Source organism: Nonomuraea sp. NPDC049624 (assembly GCF_040675255.1).
In the GTDB taxonomy this organism is placed as follows: Bacteria; Actinomycetota; Actinomycetes; order Streptosporangiales; family Streptosporangiaceae; genus Nonomuraea.
Genome location: NZ_JBFAOR010000003.1, coordinates 407,197 through 425,227 on the forward strand (window position 1 = coordinate 407,197; position 18,031 = coordinate 425,227).

Here is an 18,031-nt window from a genome sequence, read left to right on the forward strand (position 1 = left end):
GATGATCCGGCACCGGATCAACGGCCGCGAGACCGCCGGCCGGTCCAGCCGCACCGCCCCGGTATGGAACCCCGCGACCGGCACGCACCAGGCCGACGTGCTGCTGGCCGAGCCCTACGACGTCGACGCCGCCGTGCGAGCCGCGCGGGCCGCCCTGCCGGCCTGGGCCGACACCTCGGTCATGCGGCGGTCGCGCTTGATGTTCGCCTTCCGCGAGCTGGTCGACAAGCACCTCGACGACCTCGCGCGGCTGGTCTCCGCCGAGCACGGCAAGGTCCTCGACGACGCCAGAGGCGAGCTCGTCCGCGGCCTGGAGGTGATCGACTTCGCCTGCGGGATCCCGCACCTGCTCAAGGGCGAGTACTCCGACCAGGTCTCGACCGACGTCGACCTGTTCTCCTTCCGGCAGCCGCTCGGCGTCTGCGCCGGGATCACGCCGTTCAACTTTCCCGCCATGGTCCCGCTGTGGATGCATCCGATCGCGATCGCGACCGGCAACACGTTCGTGCTCAAGCCCTCCGAACGCGACCCGTCGGCGGCCAACCTCATCGCCGACCTCTACGCCGAAGCCGGTCTGCCCGACGGCGTCTTCAACGTCGTCCACGGGGACAAGGTCGCGGTCGACGCGATCCTCGACCACCCGGACATCGCCGGCGTGTCGTTCGTCGGCTCGACGCCGGTCGCGCGGTACGTGTACGAGCGCGCGACCGCGGGCGGCAAGCGCGTCCAGGCGCTCGGCGGCGCCAAGAACCACGCCGTCGTGCTGCCCGACGCCGACCTCGACCACGCCGCCGACCATCTGGTGGCGGCCGGGTACGGCTCGGCGGGCCAGCGCTGCATGGCGATCTCGGTCGCCGTCGCGGTGGGCGACGTGGCCGGGCCGCTCGTCGAGCTGATGCGCGAGAAGGCGCAGGCGATCAAGGTCGGGCCGGGGCTGGAGGCCGGGTCCGAGATGGGGCCGGTCGTGTCGGCGGAGGCGCTCGACCGGATCAGGGGTTACATCGACTCCGGCGTCGCCGCGGGCGCCGACCTGGTCGTCGACGGGCGCAAGCTCGACCTCGGGGGCGACGGCTTCTTCGTCGGGCCGACGCTGTTCGATCACGTCACGCCCGACATGGACGTCTACCGCGACGAGATCTTCGGCCCGGTGCTCGTCGTCGTGCGGGTCGGCTCGCTGGAGGAGGCGATCGGCCTGATCAACGGCAACAACCTGGCCAACGGCACGGCGATCTTCACCAGGGACGGCCATGCGGCGCGCCTCTTCCAGCGTTCCGTCCAGGTCGGGATGATCGGCGTCAACGTGCCGATCCCGGTGCCCATGGCGTTCCACTCGTTCGGCGGCTGGAAGCAGTCGCTGTTCGGCGCCCACCACATGCACGGCCCTGAGGGCGTCGCCTTCTACACGCGCGCGAAGGCCGTCACCAGCCGGTGGCCGGCGGAGAGGGAGGACGGCCCGCGCCACCGCGGCGACCTCTCCTTCCCGACGGCGGTCTGACCGGACGGCCCGGCCTCGCGCCGCACCCCGCGGGCCCGGTCGGACGGCCCGGCCTCCGACCGGCCACGCGCCGCACCTCGCAGGCCCGGCCCCCGCCCGGCGCCGGCTAGGCCGGCGGGCGCGAGGCGGGCAGCTCGATGTGCGCCCTGCTCACCGAGGTGCTCTTCGCCAGAACCTGCAGCAGGTCGCGGCGCACGCGTTCGCACCGGGCGCGCATCGCGTCCCGGGCGGCGTCCGCGTCACGCGCGCGCAGCCCCTCGTAGACGGCCCCCAGCTCGCCGGGCGGGCTCGCGATGCCGGGATCGATCAACGCGGCCATGCGCAGAACCCGTTCCAGCTCGTCGAGCACGTCGACGATCGCCTTGCCGAGACGCGGGTTGCCGCTGAAGTTGGCGATGATGCCCTCGAACTCGATGCCGGCCCGGAGCGACTCCTCCTGTTCCACCTCGCCCGCCGCGAGCGCGATGGGCACCTTGGACAGCGCTTCGAGCCGTTCGAGCGCCGGCGCCGTGACGCCGAGGCGCGCCGCGGCGGCGGCCGCCTCGCCGGACAGCAGCGTCCGCAGGGCGCACAGGGCGTCGGTGTCCTGCAGCGTGATCGGACTGACGACGTAGCCCGCGCGCGGAAGCGCGGTCACGAGCCCGTCGCGCCGCAACCGGGCCAGCGCCTCGCGCACCGGCGTCTTGCTGATGCGCCATTGCTCGGCGAGCGACGTCTCGGTGAAACTGCTGCCGGGCGACAACGTCAGGTCGATGATCTGGCGGCGGATCGCCCGATATGCCTGACTGGTGCGGTCGAGGCCGGTCTCGTCCGTGCCGACCAGCAGGAGCGCGGGGATGTGCGGGGTTCCGCTGACCACACCATGAATGTCGGACATCGCGCCAGGATACCAATTCACAGCGTTGATACAGCAGCTCGGTCGTCGGGAACTGGATAGAGATATCTATTCTTGTTGTTGATATCTCAGTGTGCGATGCTTCGTTCCATGCAGCGAAACTCCTGGTCCCTTCCCGCCGCGAGCGACTTCCCGGCGCTGGGGGCGATGAGCACCCGCGCCCGCGCGGAGCGCAGCGCACGCGACGGCGTGCGGATGCTCCCGCTCGCGGGCGCCCCGATCCTGCCCATGCCCGAGCACGTACGGCGGGCGGTGGCGGGCGCGATGGACCTGCCCGATCCGCGCGACACCCGCGGCCTGCCGGAACTGCGCGCCGCGATAGCCGCCGAACTGGAGCGCGAGCACGGCCTGCGCGTCGATCCCGAGCGCCGCCTGCTGATCACCCACGGAGCGATGCAGGGGCTCTCCCTCGTGCTGCGCACGGTGCTCGCGCCGGGCGACGAGGTGATCGTGCCGACCCCCACCTACTTCTTCGACGGCGCCGTCCGCGAGGCCGGCGCGACGCCCGTCGGCGTCCCGTCCCGCGAGAGCGATGGCTGGGCGCTCGACCTGGCCGGTCTGGAGGCCGCCGTCACGAGCCGCAGCCGCGCCGTGCTGCTGTGCAATCCGACCAATCCGACGGGCTATCTCCCCGACGCCGCCACCCTCGAGGCCGTGGTCGACCTCGCCGCCCGCCACGGGCTCCTCGTCATCTCCGACGACTCATGGCAGCACTTCACCTACGACGGCCACCGCTACCACCCGGTGGAGGCGTACGCCGACCGCTGGCCGCACCTGGTCACCGTCACCAGCCTCAGCAAGTACTACGCGCTGGCCAGCTGGCGGCTCGGCTACGTCCTGGCGCCGCCACCGGTCATCGACGCGCTCAACCGCCGCTTCGAGTGGGAGGCGGTGTGCTGCGGAGCGGTTCCGCAGCGGGCCGCGGTCGCCGCCCTGACCGGCCCGCGCGACTGGCTCGACCGGGCGCTCTCCACCTACCAGGCCAAGCGCGACCTCGTCTGCGACGGCATCGCCGCGAGCGGCCTCCCCGAGCCCGTCCGGCCCATGGGCGGCGCCTTCCTGCTCGCCGACTGCTCACGCCTCGGCGAGACCCCGGCCGCCATCGACCACGCGCTCCTGCGGAACGGCATCGCGACCGTACGCGGCGCCGACATGCACGGTCCCGACACACATGTCCGCATCACGTTCGGCTCCGACGAGCGAACGCTCACCGAGCTGATCCGCGGCCTCGAACGGGCCCTCCGGGCGTCCTGACACCCCCGGGCATGCCGGTCTTGTTGCGTTTTTGCGGCAAATTTCGGCAGTCGGTCACCAAGGTCGACAATGAAGGGAGATCATGGCATCAGCCTCGGGGAACAGGTCGATCTGCTGAAGGAGACCGATGAACGAGCGAATCCTGCCGTTACCCGCCGTACTGCGCGCCGCGCGAACCGTCATGTGCATCCAGGTGGTCCTGGTGGCCCTGAGTCTGATCGTCTTTGTGACCGGCCTCGTGGAGGCGGCGCTCGTCGGGCTCCTGCTGATCCCCGTCCTGGTCAATGTCGTGATCGGCGTGACCATCGGCGTGGTCGTGGCCAGGATGAGGTCGCGCCGGCCGTGGGTCCGCTGGACGGGAGTGGCCGTCGAGGCGGTCCTGGCGGCCACCCAGCTCTGGGGAATGATCGGCGGCCCGAGCATCGGGGGCGTCGCCGGCCTCGTGCTGGCCGGGGGCGCGATCTACTGCCTCCTGTCGCCGCCCTCGACCGCCTGGTTCACGCCCGCGGCCCCGGCGACAGCGGCTCGTTGACACCCGCCCCCGGTAGGGGGTCGAAGGCGCGCGCCTCTAGCCGAACTTGACGAAGGTCGGGAAGGGGGCGGTGAAGGTCTCGAAGTTGCGGGAGCCGACGAATCCGGCGAAGACGGTGCAGTTGCTGTTGGTGTACAGGGTGGCGTCGGCGTCGGTGTCGTTGTGGGCGTTGCGGGCGCCGCCGGAGACCGGCAGGCAGGCGCCGTTGGGCGTCGGGATGTTGAGGGTGGTCTCCTGTCCGTTGCTGGCCCTGGTGTAGAAGAACGTGCCGGTGGCGGCGTGGGCGGAGACGGGGAGCGATGCCGCGACCAGCGTGGTGGCCAGGGCGCTCAGAGCGAAGGCGGGAAGACGTGTCATGCCTCCAGGTTATACGTAGAGTAAATAAGCGACAACTCTGAGTAACAAGGAAATTCCGGGGTTTCCTCCCGAGAGGCGGCACCCGGGTCCGTCCGCTGCGCGGCCGTTCATGACTCCTGTCATGTGCAGCCGATGACAGCCGGGACTGACCGCGGAACCGCGTTCGGATCATGCTTACGCCATGAACATCCGGACGCTTGGAAAGAACGCCTCGGCCATCGCCCTGACCGCCGGGATGGTGCTGGCGGCCGGCCCGGCGCAGGCCGCCCCCGCGCGGGAGACCGGGCTCGACCGGCAGGCGCTGCGGCAGTCGCTGGACGCCGTGCACGAGGCCGGCATGTACGGCATCTACTCGACCGTCCGCGACGGCGAGCGCAGCTGGCGGGGCGCCTCCGGCGTGGCCGACGTCGCCACGAGGCGCCCCGTACGCCCGGACATGCTGCACCGGGTCGGCAGCATGACCAAGACGTTCACCGCGGTGGCCCTGCTCCAGCAGGTGGCCCGCGGCGCCGTCGAGCTGGACGCCCCCATCGCCCGCTACCTGCCCGACGTGGTGCCGGGCGAGCGCGGCCAGAAGATCACCGTGCGGATGTTGCTCAACCACACGAGCCACATCGCCGACCACGTGGGCCCGGCCTTCCCCTCGCTGCTCCAGGGCACGTTCGAGAGCCTCGACGACAACCGTTTCCGCACCTTCTCCCGCCGGGAGCTGGTCGAGCTGGGCCTGGCCGCCACGCCCACCGGCGAGCCGGGCGCCACGCCGGGGATCTACTCCAACACCAACTACCTGATCGCCGGCCTGCTCCTGGAGAAGGTGACGGGCGAGAACGCCGAGCGGTACATCACCCGCAACGTCATCCGCAAGGCGGGCCTGCGGCACACGTCCTTCCCGCGCACGCCGGTCATCCCCGGACCGCACTCCAAGGCGTACGAGTCGATGTTCGGCTTCATCGACCCGCCCAAGGACTACAGCGTCTACAACATGTCGTGGATCAGCACGGCGGGCGCCGTCGTGTCCACGATGGAGGACCTCAACCAGTTCTACCGGGTGCTGCTGCGCGGCGGGCTGATCGGCCCGGCCGAGCTGGCCGAGATGCAGAAGACCGTGCCCGTGGCCGGCGTGTCGGGGGCCTACGGCCTCGGCATCTACGCCACCGACCTGCCGTGCGGACGGTTCTGGGGGCACAGCGGCGGGGTCTTCGGCATGGCCACCGACTCCTACACCAGCCCGGACGGCGTCCGCCAGCTCTCCATGGGCGTCAACCGCACGAAGTACCAGAGCCTGGACGAGAACGGCAACATCGAGATCAGCCCGATCGACTACGCCACCGTCGACCATCTCCTGCTGGGGCTCTGCGGCCAGAGCGCGGCGCGCACGAAGGCCGCGCAGCCGCAGATCGTCCCGTTCGCCGTGGACCGGCTGGTCTCCGTCAAGCGCTGACGTCACGCGTGCCCGAGGCGAGGCGCGGCCTGGGCACGTCGTCGCCGACGGCCCGGAGCGGGCGTGTCAGCGGCGGCGTCAGTGCGGTGACGGTCCGGTGTCAGGGCGCTTCGCGAAGGTTGACCCATGGCCGCCGGACCGGACAACGGTCCGGCGGAACGACCACCGCGACAAAGGAGACACCATCATGGCGATCGGCGGGAACGGCTTCTCCGAGCAGGAGCTGCGCAGGCTGCGCGAGGTGCTGGCCCGGCACGTCGACTCGGGCCGGATCCCGGGCCTGGTCGCCCTGGTGAGCCGCGGCGAGGAGACGCACGTCGAGGCGATGGGCACGATGCGGCACGACGGCGGCGCGCCCATGCGCCGCGACACCGTCTTCCGGATGGCCTCCACGTCCAAGCCCGTCTCGATCGCGGCGGCCATGGTGCTGCTGGACGAGTGCCGGCTGCGGCTGGACGACGTGATCGACCCGTGGCTGCCCGAGCTGGCCGACCGGCGCGTGCTGACCAGCCCCGGCGCGCCGCTGGACGACACCGTCCCGGCCCACCGGCCGATAACCGTGCGGGACGTGCTGACCTCCACCTTCGGGCTCGGCATGGACTTCACCGCGCTGGGCAAGCCGATCATGAACGCGATCTTCGAGCGGGGCCTCACCCCGAACCTGCCGGTCGAGATGCCCGAGCCGGACGAGTGGCTGCGCCGCCTGGGCGAGCTGCCGCTGATGTACCAGCCGGGCGAGCAGTGGCAGTACCACATCAGCAGCGACCTGGTCGGCGTGCTCGTCTCCCGGGTCACCGGCCGGCCGTTCGAGGAGTTCCTGCGCGAGCGCGTCCTGGAACCGCTCGGCATGACCGACACCGGCTTCCACGTGCCCGCCGACCAGATCGACCGGCTGCCCGCCCTGTACGCCCCCGACCCGGCCACCGGCGAGTTCCTCGTCTGGGACGAGCCCGAGGGCGGGCGGTGGAGCAAGCCGCCGGCGTTCCAGGGAGGCGGCGGCGGCCTGGTCTCCACCGCCGACGACTACCACGCCTACTTCCGGATGTTGCTCAACGGCGGCACCCACCGGGGCACCCGCATCCTGTCCCGGCCCGCCGTCGAGCTGATGACCACCAACCGGCTCACTCCGCGGCAGAACGACGCCCGTACCGCCCTGGCCAGGAACAACGTGCACATCTCCTTCGGCCAGGGACAGCAGGGCGGCTGGGGCATGGGCATGGCGGTGCGCACCTACCGCGGCGACTACGCCCCGGTCGGCCAGTTCGGCTGGGACGGCGGCAGCGGCACCTCGGCCTACGCCGACCCGGTCAACGGGCTCACCGGCGTCCTGCTCTGCCAGCTCGGCTACTCCGTCCCCAACCCGGCCCATCTGATGAACGACTTCTGGACCACCCTCTACCAGGCCCTCGACGACTGACGCGGGCCACGCTGACCGGCGGTGCAAGCGCGGGGCCAGCCCCGCGCAACAGCGGTCCTCTTTGCTGAGGTTGTCCGACGTCAGTCTCACAAGGGGGACCAATGACCAGATCAGTGATCGGAACCGGCAAAGCGGCCGGGGCGGCCGCCGCCGCGAGTGCTCTGCTGCTCGCGGTGGCGTCGCCGGCGCACGCCGCGACCGACCTCCAGCTCGGCTGTCACACGTACGGCAGCAAGGCGCTCCGGTACGAGCTCGACGCGACCGCCACCTTCGAGAACCTGCCAGGCGGGCGCCGCGCCTGGCACAAGCTGACCTTCCGCGTCGACCACGGCGGGTCCACGACTGTGGTGAAGATGCGGATCAGGGACGGCTACCGGAACGCCTGGGCCTTCGAGCGCGCCGTCGAACCAGGAACGACCTACACCGCGCTGCCGCTGGTCGACGGCGGACGGCCGCTCGTCACGAGCACCGACCGCAAGGACGACCAGGTCGTGTTCGCGGCGTTCTTCGCCACCGCCCAGGACCCGGACCCCCGCTGCATCACCCGCTCGGCGCCGATGTAGCCGTCCCGCCATGGGGGCAGCAGCGGTGCAACATTCCGGCAACCGGAGCCGCGTAGCCCTGGTCGCGAGAACGACGGGACGGAACGTCGAAGGAGGCGCCGACGTGGCATCGCTGCACACCCCCGATACACCGCCTGCCCCCGGACGGGCGGCACCGCGAACGCCCGGCGAGGAGCTGCCGCCGGAGCCGGACGAGGGTGCGCCGCGAGGGCCCGGCGAGGAGGTGCCCGGAGCCGGTGGGGAAGTGCCGGGGAACGGCGGGGAGGCGCCCGACGGCGGGGGACCGGCGGAGGTCAGGCCGCCCGGCCGCCGGTTCCTCGCCGCCGGCTCCGTGGCGGCGCCGGCGTGACCCGGCTCGCCTCAGCCCGCGGCCGCCGAACGAACGTGACGTCCGTCTGACGTCGTTCCGTGGCCTGAACGAGCGTGACGTGTCCTGTCGTCGTCTCGCGGCGTGAACGAGCATGACGTGTCCTGTCGTCATCTGGCGGTCGCCTCGGCGGCGGCCAGGGCCGCGGTCACCGTGTCCGCGACGGTGCGGCGGCGGCCGGCGGTGTGGCGGGCCTGGTAGCCGTCGGCCCCCAGTGCCGCACGCAGGCCGCTCTCCAGCGCGGCGAGGTCGGCCGCCTCGCACGGCGGCACGGGCGCCGAGATCGTCTCGCGGATCCTCGCGGCGCCGCCGAGCAGTTCGGCCGCGGCGGCGTGGGAGCCGTCCAGGTGCAGGGTGCGGGCGATGGCCTCCACCACGCTCGACGACCGGCACAGGTCGCCCAGGCGGTGCTGGACGTCGAGCGCGCGGCCCAGCCGCCGGGCCGCGGCCCCGAGATCCGCCCCGGACGCCCCGGACGCCCCGGACGGCCCGGCGCCGGTCAGGTCGGCCAGGGCCAGCAGGTTGTCGGCCCAGCCGAGCCCTTCGGGGAAGCCGACGTCCTCGAAGAGCGCCAGGGCCTCCAGCAGCAGGTCGCGCGCGCGTGCGGGGGCGCCGTCGTACAGGTCGCAGGCGGCCAGGTCGAGCAGCGTCCAGCCGATGCGTTCCTTGTCGCCCAGCCGGACGAACGCGTCGTGCGCCTCCCGCGCCCGCGCCCGCGCCTCGGTGAAGCGCCCGGCCAGCCACGAGGCCAGGGCGAGCATCTCGACCTGGAACGCCTCCCCCCAGACGTCCCTGGCGGTCCGGTACTCCTGCCGTGCCTGCTCGTGGGTCCGCAGGGCGCGGTCGAAGTCGCCGGTCTCGCGGGCGATCTCGCCCAGCATGCTCAGCGCCCGCGCCACGCCGGCCGCGTCGCCGAGCCGCCGGTACGCGGCCAGGGCGCGTTCGGCGTACCCGGTGGCGGGGGCGTAGTCGCACTCGTAGGCGGTCAGCGTCGCGACGCCGCCCAGCGCCTTGGCCACGTACGGCTCCGCGGCGGCCCCGGCGTGCCGCAACGCGGTCTCCAGCCAGTGGCGGCCTTCGGAGTAGTGGCCGCGCAGGTAGCAGTAGCGCCAGACGGCCCCCGCGATGCGCAGCGCCACCTCGTCGGCGGCGCCGAAGGTGCAGGCGGCGCGCAGGTTGTCGTGCTCGGCGGCGACGCGGTCCAGCGCCGCGCCGAGCCCCGGCCCCTTCAGCTCGCCCTCCGCCTTCTCGGCGAAGGCCAGGTAGTGCTCGGCGTGCCGCCGCACGATCAGGTCGCGCCGCTGCGGGGTCAGCTTCCCGGCGGCGAACTGGCGGATCGTCTGCGACATGCGGTACCGGGCGCCGGACGGCGTGGGCTCGACGGTCACCAGGGACTTGTCGACGAGCCGTCCCAGCAGGTCGAGAACGTCGGGCTCGGCCGAGACGGCGGCGGCCGCCGTCAGGTCGCAAGCGCCGGGGAACACCGACAGGGCGCCCAGCAGCTCGCGCTCGCCGTCGTCGAGCAGGGCGTAGCTCCAGTCGATGACGGCCCGCATCGTCCGGTGCTGCGGTGGCGAGGTGCGCGGGCCGCCGGTCAGCAACGTGAAGTGGTCGTGCAGCCGCTCGGCGATCTGGGGCAGCGTCAGCACTCTGGCCCGGGCCGCGGCCAGCTCCAGGGCCAGCGGAAGTCCGTCCAGGTCGGCGCAGATCAGTGACAGTGCGGCCCGCTGGTCGTCGTCCAGGCCGGTGAGGGGGCCGAGCCCGGCGCGTTCCAGGAACAGCTCGGCCGACGGCGGCGCGCCCAGCGGCGGCACCCGCCACACCAGCTCGCCTCCCACACGCAACGTCTCCCTGCTGGTGGCCAGGATGTGCACCGACGGGCAGCTCGTGAGCAGCTCGTGCGCGACGGCGGCGCAGGCGTCGGCCAGGTGCTCGCAGTTGTCGAGCACGAGCAGCACGCGCCGCGTCCCCAGGTGCTCGGCGAGTGCCCGCAGCGTGGAGTGGCCGCCCGTGGTGTGCACGCCGAGCAGGTCGGCGACGGCCGGCGCCACCAGCTCGGGGTCCTCGACCTGGGCCAGTTCCACGAAGTGCACTCCGTCGAAGCCCGCGCCCGCGCCCGCGGCCATGCCCGCGGCCATGCCCGCGGCCATAGCCATGGCCAGGCGGGTCTTGCCGACGCCGCCCATGCCGGTCAGCGTCACCAGGCGGTGGCCCTCGACGAGGGGACGCAGCTCGGCCAGGTCCGCCGCACGCCCGACGAGCCGGGTGATCGGGGCCGGGACGCCGGTGCGCACGCCCGCCGGAGCCACCGGCGCGGCCGTCACCTGCCGCACGACCGGCGCGACGCCCGGGGGCAACAGGTCCTCGGCGGTGAGCCGGCGGCGCAGCACGTTCGCCTCGATCCCGCGCAGGGCCGGGCCGGGATCGACGCCGAGCTCCTCGTCGAGCACCCGGCGGGCCCGCTGGAAGGTGGCCAGGGCGTCGCCCTGCCGTCCCGACAGGGCATGAGCGATCATGAGCAGCTCCCACAGGTGCTCGCGCAGCGGATGCTCCACGACCAGGTGCTCCAGCTGTTCGGCGGCGGCCCGGTGCAGCCCGAGGCGCAGCCGCGCGGTCAGGACGTCCTCCGTCGCCGACAGCCGCATCTCCCTGAGCCGCTCGATCTCCCCGTGCGCCCAGCCGTGCACCTGGCAGTCGGCGAGCACGTCGCCCCGCCACAACTCCAGCGCGCCCGCGAGCACGCCGGCCGCCCGGTCCGAGACCTCCTCCGCCAGCAGGCCGCGGCCGAGCAGCACCTCGGACTCGAAGACGGCGGCGTCGACCTCGCCGGGCACGAGCGCCAGCCGGTAGCCGGGCGCGCGGGTCTCCAGGACCTCGGGCAGACCGGCCTCGCGCAGCCTGCGGCGCAGGTGGGAGATGTAGGTGTGCAGCGTGCGCACGGCCTCCGCCGGCGGCTGCTCGCCGTACAGGCCGTCCACCAGGCGTTCCACCGACACCACCCGGCCGGGTGTGAACGCCAGCAGGCCCAGCACCGCGCGCAGGCGGGATCGCGGCAGGCCGGTACGCCGGTGACCGGCGACGAGCTCGACGGGTCCGAGTACGGCGACGCGGATGTTTGCGGCCACCGGGCGCTACCTCCGGGCAGGGGGCTGACATCGTCGACGACGAGTAAAGGTGCCGGGGTCCGTCACGTCCTCAGGGAAACCCCTGAACCCGCGCGACATTTTCCCCGAGGATCATGCTTTGTTACGCTCCACGAGCCGTGACGGAACGATGCCCCCACCGTCCCGGCCGCGCCGAGGGGCGGTTCCACGGCAGGTGAACATGGGCGAACGCCTCCTCGGAAGAGACGCCGAGCTGAACTCGCTGCGCGCATGGCTCGGCCTCCCGCACGCCGGCCCCCGCATGCTCATGATCAGTGGCGCGGCAGGCATGGGCAAGACGTCGTTGTGGACGGCCGCCCTGTCCACCGTCAGGGCCGGCGCGGGCCGGGTGCTCGCCTGCCGCCCGGGGGAGACGGAGACCGGGCTGATCTACTCCGGCCTCGGCGACCTGCTCGACGGGCAGCAGGACTCCCCGGCGGTCCGCGCGCTGCCCGAGCCCCTGCGTGACGCGCTCGGCGTGGCGCTGCTCTGGCAGCGGCCCGGGCACACGCCGCCGGACCAGCGGGCGGTCGCGCTGGCCGTGCTGCACCTGTTCAGACGGTACGCCGACGAGGGGCCGCTGATCATCGGCGTGGACGACCTGCAATGGCTGGACCCGTCCACCGAGGCGGTGCTCGGCTTCGCGCTGCGCCGGCTGGAACAGCCCGCCGGCGTGCTGGCCACGCTGCGCACCGGCACCGGCACGGGCACCGGCGACCTGTCCCGGCCCCCGCTCGCCCACGCCGTGCCTCCCGACCGGGTGGAACGGCGCGAGCTCGGCCCCCTGGACGCCGACACCATCGGCGCCCTGCTCACCGCCCGGTACGGCCGGCCGCCGCGGCCCGCTCTGCTGCGGGTCGTCCACGAGGCCGGCGGCGGCAACCCGCTGTTCGCGCTGGAGCTGGCCAGAACCCTGGACGACCGGCCCGACCTGGATGCGCAGCTGCCCGTCCCGGAGAGCCTGCGGCACCTGTTACGCACCGTCATGGACGGCCTGTCGGAGGCGGCGGCCGAGGTGGCGCTGATGCTCGCCTCCGCCGCGCGCGCCCGCGCCGGGCTGCTGGACGGCCTGCCCGCGGGGCACGAGGGCCTGGCCGAGCTGGTCGCCAGGCACGTCGTCGTCACCGGCGGTCCGGTCCCGCGCTTCGCCAACCCCCTGTACGGCGCCGCCGTCCTGGAGTCGGCCGGAGCCGCGAGGCGGCGCGAGATGCACGCCAGGCTCGCCCGCACGGCGGCCGGGCCGGAGGAGCGGGCCAGGCACCTGGCGTTGGCCGCGACGGGTCCCGACGCGGTCGCCGCCGACGCCCTGCACGAGGCGGCGCGGGTGGCGGTGGCCCGCGGGGCGCCGTACACGGCGGGGGAGCTGGCCGAATGGGCCGCCCGGCTCACCCCGCCCGAGCAGGACGACCTGGCCACCAGGCGGCGGATCGAGGCCGCGGCGAACCTGCTGACCAGCGGCGGCGCGTCCCGGGCCCGCGCGCTGCTGGAGGACGTCGTGGAGCGGTGCCCGTCCGGGCCGGTCAAGGCCGAGGTGCTGTTCCTGCTCAACCGGGCGATCTTCTGCGAGGGGGACTACGCCGGCGCGCTCGTCCCCAACCAGCAGGCCAGGCTGGAGGCGGGGGAGTCGGTGGAGCTGCTCGTGCCGATCCTGGCCGACCTCGCGTACTCGCGCATGCATGTCGGCCACCTGGCCGGGGCCGCCGGGCACGCCCGCGAGCTGCTGGCCGTGGCCACCCGCACCGGGGACGCCGCCCTGCACGACGAGGCCACCATCGCCACGATCACCATCGAGTTCATGCGCACCGCCAGGCCGCCCGCTGCGGTGCCCGAGCCGTCCTACGACAACCCGCTGGACCGCTCCCCGTTCGCCGCGCTGCACGTGGCCGGCTACCTGTACCGCTCGCTCGGCGACCTGCCGGCGGCACGGGCGGCGCTCGACACCGTCCGCACGGCGGCGGTGGCGGCCGGCGTCGAGGCCTACATCCCGTCCGCGCTCATGTGGGCCACGGAGGTGGAGTGCCTGGCGGGCGACCTCGACGCCGCCGCCGAACGCGCCGCGCTCGCCCGCCGCGCCGGGCAGGAGACCGAGACGCCGTCCACGTCCGCCCTGTTCACCGAGGCGCTGGTGCTGGCCCACCGGCGCGAGCTGGACCGGGCGCGGCCGATCGCCGAGGAGGGCCTGACCGTGGCGTTGCGGTCCGGCATGGGCACGGGCGCGCTGTGCCTGCGGGCCCTGCTCGGCTTCGTCGAACTGGCGGCGGGCGACCCGGCCGAGGCGGCACGGCACCTGGAGCACATGGAGCAGGCGGCCACGGCCCTCGGAGCGGCGCTCGAAGTGGTGTGCCCGACCGCGGTGTCCGACCACGTGGAGGCGCTGGCGGCGCTCGGCCGTCTCGACCGGGCCGCCGAGCTGGCCGAGCGGGCCGCCAGGTCGGCGCGGCTGATCGGCCGGCCGCTGGCCAGGGGCGTGGCGGGCCGGGCCCGTGGCCTCCTGCTCGTGGCCACGGGCTCGCCCAAACGGGCCGCCGAGGAGCTGCGCGCCGCCTGCGCGGAGTTCACCGCCGCAGGCATGCCGTTCGAGCTCGGCCGCACGCTGCTGGCGCTGGCCCAGGCGCAGACACGGCTGCGGCAGCGGGCCGCGGCCAGGCAGAGCGCCGAGCGGGCCGCCGCCGTCTTCGCCGGGATCGGCGCGGACGGCTGGGCCGCGGCGGCGGCGCAGCCCGTCCGCCCGGCCGAGCCGTACGGGCTGACGCCGTCGGAGGGGCGGGTGGCCCTGCTCGCGGCGCGCGGCCGGTCCAACCGGGAGATCGCCGAGGAGCTGGTGATCGATGTGAAGACCGTGGAGACGCACCTGTCCAGCGCCTACCGCAAGCTGGGCGTGCGCGGCCGGACGCAGCTCGCGGTCCGGTTCGGCGACGACGCGGGCACGGGCCGCGCCTGACCGCTCACCTGTGCCGGGCCGCGGCGGTCAGCTCGCGCAGCCGGGCCAGGAACGCCTGCCCGGCCGGCCCGGTGTCGAGCGGCAGCAGGTACGAGCTCGCGTCCGACGACCCGAACCACCGCGCCTGCACGTCCACCCCGGTGGCCCGCCTGTACAGGGCGGGGTCGGCGACGTGCAGCGACACGTCCGCCAGCCTGGCGCCCAGCCGCACCTGCGTGCCCCGGTCGGTGACGGTGGCGATCACGATCACGCCCGGCGTGACGACGGCGGCCGTGGTGAACGGCCCGCTCTCCAGCCCGGCCGCCCTGAACGCGCCGAACAGCCCGTTCAGCAGGCCACGCCGCCCGCGGCCCGGCGGCGGGACGGGGACGCTGCGGGTCTCGCAGCAGATGTCGGCCGTCTCCGCCAGGTCGCCGAGCAGCTGCTGCCCGGCGTATTCCGTGACCGCGGCCCGCAGCCGGTCGTCCAGGTCGCTCACCGGGCACAGCCGGGTCGCTCGGGTGTGGTCGAGGCTCATGACGCTCTCCTGATGAGGTCGGGCGGGGACGGGTGTTCTTCAGCGGCCGGCGGCGGGCCACAGGTACGCCTGCCGCCAGTCGGGGATCGGCTCGCCGGCCCGGTGCCCGGTGCCGAGCAGCAGGTAGACGCAGGCCGCGACCAGCGCGGACAGCAGGAAGCCGACGTCCAGGCCGCCGGTCAGGACGACCAGCGGGCCGGTGTAGAGCGGGCTGTCGGCGTCCAGGAGGCCGACGGCGGCCCCCGCCAGCCAGGCGGCGCAGGCCCGCGGGTTCCAGCCGCCGGCGTACCAGTAGCGGCCGCCCGACAGGCTCTTGTTGTGCACCTGCAGGTCCCGCACGTCGTACACCCGTCCGCAGCGCAGGTGCCCGATCAGCGCGATGACCGCCCACGGCGTGGCCAGCACGGTCAGCACCACGACGAACCCGGTCACGGCCTGCTCCACCCCCACCGTGGAACGGCCGGCGAACACCAGCCCGACGGTGATCGCCGTCGCCACCGCCGCGCCCGCCGTCCTGGACGTGCGCGGGAACAGGCCGTGCAGCTCCAGCCCCATGTTGTACAGCGGCACGCCCGCCGCGCCCAGGCACCCGGCCACGGCCGCGAAGAGCAGCAGCGGCACGTACCAGGCCGGCGCCGCCCGTACCAGGCTCTCCAGGTACGCGCTCTCCGCCCGCGTCGAGATCGCCACGAAGGCGCCGAACAACGTGGGCGCCAGCAGCCCGCAGAACAGCCCGGCGGCCGACGACCACACCACGCTCGCCGCGCTGTGCCGTCTGGGCGACAGGTAACGCGTGTAGTCGCCGATGATCGTGGCGTAGGCGACCGGGCCGCTGATCCCGGCCGTGACCAGGGCGAGGATCCACGCCGATGCGCCGTCCGGCCGACCGGCGGCGGCCGCGGACCAGGACGGGTCGAAGCCCGGCGCGTACGCGACCACTCCGGCGGCCAGCACCAGCGCCATCGGCGCCACCAGCAGCGCGCTGATGCGGGAGATCAGCTCGAACCCGCCGACGGCCAGCGCCGCCACCAGCACCGCGATGCCCGCGTAGGCCGCCGCGCGCGCCGCCTCGCCCGGCCCGGCGCCCGGCACGGAGTCCGGCACGGAGTCCGGCACGGCGTCGCTCAACCGGGCGAGGACGGCCACGACGGCCTCGCCGCCCGTCCAGATCGCCACCGCCGTGTATCCCAGGGACAGCAGCAGCCCGATCAGCGAGCCCACCAGCCGGCCGCGCACGCCGAAATGCGCGCCCGCGGCCACCGTGTTGCTCGTCCCGGCCCGGAACCCCAGCAGCGCCAGCGGCGCCGCCACCATCAGGCCGAGCGCGGTGCCCGCCACGGCGGCCGCGACGATCTGCCACCAGCTCAGGCCGTAGGTGACGGGCAGCCAGCCGAACACCGTCGCGCTGAGCGACAGGTTCGACCCCACGAGCACCCACGTCACGCTCGCGGGGCGGGCGGTGCGGCGATGCTCGGGCATGGCGGAGACGCCGTGCCGTTCGATCACCCTGCGCTGTTCCATGGCGGCCGTCCCTTCCGATCGCGGTCGGAAGCCACGATCGGCGGCGGCGGTTGCGCGCCGGTCGACGCCGGGCTTGCCGGTGGGGGCAAGCGGGCGGCAACATCCCGGCAGGACGGCAACACGACGGCGAGGCCCGCCCGCCTCGCCTGCCGGAGCGCTTCCACCGCGCGGCCATGGGGCTCACTCGTGCGGCCACAGCCCGGCCAGGCGGGCGATGCGGAGACCGGCGTGCAGTTCCAGGCGGATCGACCCGTCGGTGATGTCGCAGCCGATGACCTCCCGGATGCGGTCGAGGTCAAGGACCGGCTGACCGGGCAGCAGTACGGCATCCGCAGCAAGTACCTGATCGGCGCGGACGGCGGCAACTCGACCGTCGCCGCGCAGGCGGGCCTGCCGCTGGTCGGCAAGATGGGGCTCGGCGGCTCGATCAACGTGGTGTTCGAGGCGGACCTCACCCGCTTCGTCGAACACCGGCCGGGCGACATGTACTGGTTCGTCCAGCCGGGTGTCGGCCACGACGGCAACGGCATCGGCGTGCTGCGCATGGTGCGCCCGTGGACCAAGTGGGTCGGCGTGTGGGGCTACGACGTCAATGCCGGGCATCCCTCGCTCACCGAGGAGGACGGCGTCCGCATCGCCCACCAGCTGATCGGCGACGACCAGGTGCCGGTGACGGTCGAGTCGATCTCCACCTGGGCGGTCAACGACGTCTACGCCACCGACAACATGGCGGGCCGGGTCATCTGCGTCGGCGACGCCGTGCACCGGCACTCGCCCATGAACGGCCTCGGTTCCAACACCTCCATCCAGGACAGCTACAACCTGTGCTGGAAGCTCGCCATGGTGGTGCGCGGCGAGGCCGCCCCGGCGCTGCTCGACAGCTACCGGGACGAGCGGCTGCCGGTCGCCAGGCAGATCGTCCAGCGCGCCAAGCGCAGTGACGGGCTGATGCCGCAGCTCTTCATGGCGCTGCGCCTGCCGCCCGCCTCCGGCGCCGCGGAACTGCGCGACGCCCTCGACGCCCTGCTGTCGCCGACGGCCGAGGGCGGCGAGCGGCGGCAGGCGTTCGACGCCGCGATGCAGGCCACGATCATGTGCTTCAACACGCACGGCGTCGAGACCAACCAGCACTACACGTCCGGCGCGATCGTGCCCGACGGCACGCCCGAGCAGCCCGCGCCGCGGGACGAGGAGGTCTACTACTTCGCCTCCACCCGTCCGGGACGCCACCTGCCGCACGTGTGGCTGACCAGGGACCAGCAGCGCGTCTCCACCTTCGACCTGTGCGGCCGGGGCAGGTTCACCCTGCTCACCGGCGTCGGCGGCGCGGCCTGGCGGGAGGCGGCCGAGCGCGTCTCCGCGCGGCTGGGCGTGCCCGTCCGGGTGCGCTCGATCGGCCGCGGCTGCGACTACGAGGACAGCTACGGCGACTACCGCGCCCTGTCCGAGGTCGGGGAGGACGGGGTGCTCCTGGTCCGTCCCGACCACATGGTGGCCTGGCGGTCCGCGTCGATGGCGGACGATCCGGAGGCGGCGCTGAGCGCCGTGCTCGGCCGGATCCTCGGCCTGGCGACCAAGGAGTAGCGGG

At 73.7% G+C, this 18,031-nt stretch carries 14 protein-coding genes; 9 read left to right on the plus strand and 5 right to left on the minus strand.

Annotated features, from left to right (window positions below; all coding sequences use genetic code 11):
• Position 1 precedes the first annotated feature (1 nt).
• Entirely contained in the window at positions 2–1,495 is a 1,494-nt protein-coding gene (locus AB0J76_RS13395) for a CoA-acylating methylmalonate-semialdehyde dehydrogenase (protein ID WP_364389796.1), read from the plus strand.
• A gap of 106 nt (positions 1,496–1,601) precedes the next feature.
• On the opposite strand, the gene AB0J76_RS13400 is transcribed toward AB0J76_RS13395, so the two are convergent.
• Positions 1,602–2,372 (minus strand): GntR family transcriptional regulator, encoded by a 771-nt coding sequence (locus tag AB0J76_RS13400; RefSeq protein WP_352330652.1) that lies wholly within the window; start codon positions 2,370–2,372, stop codon positions 1,602–1,604.
• Between the two features lie 108 nt (positions 2,373–2,480).
• On the opposite strand from AB0J76_RS13400, the gene AB0J76_RS13405 reads away from it, so the two are divergent.
• Entirely contained in the window at positions 2,481–3,644 is a 1,164-nt protein-coding gene (locus AB0J76_RS13405) for a pyridoxal phosphate-dependent aminotransferase (RefSeq protein WP_352330654.1), read from the plus strand.
• 127 nt (positions 3,645–3,771) lie between these two features.
• Positions 3,772–4,176 carry a hypothetical protein gene (locus tag AB0J76_RS13410; protein ID WP_352330656.1) on the plus strand — a complete coding sequence of 135 codons (405 nt, stop codon included), beginning with the start codon at positions 3,772–3,774 and terminating at the stop codon, positions 4,174–4,176.
• Positions 4,177–4,212: 36 nt separating this feature from the next.
• On the opposite strand, the gene AB0J76_RS13415 is transcribed toward AB0J76_RS13410, so the two are convergent.
• A complete protein-coding gene (locus AB0J76_RS13415; protein ID WP_364389515.1) occupies positions 4,213–4,533 on the minus strand; it encodes a hypothetical protein in 321 nt (106 codons plus the stop codon).
• 181 nt (positions 4,534–4,714) lie between these two features.
• Here AB0J76_RS13415 and AB0J76_RS13420 point away from each other — a divergent pair, with 181 nt between their 5' ends.
• The 4 genes from AB0J76_RS13420 to AB0J76_RS13435 all read left to right on the plus strand — a co-directional run bounded on the left by AB0J76_RS13420 (position 4,715) and on the right by AB0J76_RS13435 (position 8,303).
• A complete protein-coding gene (locus AB0J76_RS13420) occupies positions 4,715–5,974 on the plus strand; it encodes a serine hydrolase domain-containing protein (protein ID WP_352331269.1) in 1,260 nt (419 codons plus the stop codon).
• Between the two features lie 187 nt (positions 5,975–6,161).
• Positions 6,162–7,391 (plus strand): serine hydrolase domain-containing protein, encoded by a 1,230-nt coding sequence (locus AB0J76_RS13425; protein ID WP_352327254.1) that lies wholly within the window; start codon positions 6,162–6,164, stop codon positions 7,389–7,391.
• Between the two features lie 101 nt (positions 7,392–7,492).
• Positions 7,493–7,954, plus strand: coding sequence for a hypothetical protein (locus tag AB0J76_RS13430; RefSeq protein WP_352327255.1), 462 nt, complete (start codon positions 7,493–7,495; stop codon positions 7,952–7,954).
• A 103-nt stretch (positions 7,955–8,057) separates the two neighbouring features.
• Positions 8,058–8,303 carry a hypothetical protein gene (locus tag AB0J76_RS13435; RefSeq protein ID WP_352327256.1) on the plus strand — a complete coding sequence of 82 codons (246 nt, stop codon included), beginning with the start codon at positions 8,058–8,060 and terminating at the stop codon, positions 8,301–8,303.
• 128 nt (positions 8,304–8,431) lie between these two features.
• Here the strand turns inward: AB0J76_RS13435 and AB0J76_RS13440 are convergent, their stop codons facing one another.
• Positions 8,432–11,446 carry a BTAD domain-containing putative transcriptional regulator gene (locus AB0J76_RS13440; RefSeq protein ID WP_364389518.1) on the minus strand — a complete coding sequence of 1,005 codons (3,015 nt, stop codon included), beginning with the start codon at positions 11,444–11,446 and terminating at the stop codon, positions 8,432–8,434.
• Between the two features lie 199 nt (positions 11,447–11,645).
• Here AB0J76_RS13440 and AB0J76_RS13445 point away from each other — a divergent pair, with 199 nt between their 5' ends.
• Positions 11,646–14,405, plus strand: a complete 2,760-nt coding sequence (locus AB0J76_RS13445; protein ID WP_352323350.1) for an AAA family ATPase — start codon at positions 11,646–11,648, stop codon at positions 14,403–14,405.
• Between the two features lie 4 nt (positions 14,406–14,409).
• Here AB0J76_RS13445 and AB0J76_RS13450 read toward each other — a convergent pair whose 3' ends face one another.
• Complete coding sequence (locus tag AB0J76_RS13450; RefSeq protein ID WP_352323351.1) at positions 14,410–14,922, minus strand: hypothetical protein; 513 nt, start codon at positions 14,920–14,922, stop codon at positions 14,410–14,412.
• A 39-nt stretch (positions 14,923–14,961) separates the two neighbouring features.
• Positions 14,962–16,443: a cytosine permease gene (locus tag AB0J76_RS13455; protein WP_352323352.1), complete on the minus strand. Its 1,482-nt coding sequence runs from the start codon at positions 16,441–16,443 to the stop codon at positions 14,962–14,964.
• Positions 16,444–16,629: 186 nt separating this feature from the next.
• On the opposite strand from AB0J76_RS13455, the gene AB0J76_RS13460 reads away from it, so the two are divergent.
• On the plus strand, positions 16,630–18,027 hold the full coding sequence (locus AB0J76_RS13460) for an FAD-dependent monooxygenase (RefSeq protein ID WP_352323353.1): 1,398 nt from the start codon (positions 16,630–16,632) through the stop codon (positions 18,025–18,027).
• Positions 18,028–18,031: the final 4 nt, after the last annotated feature.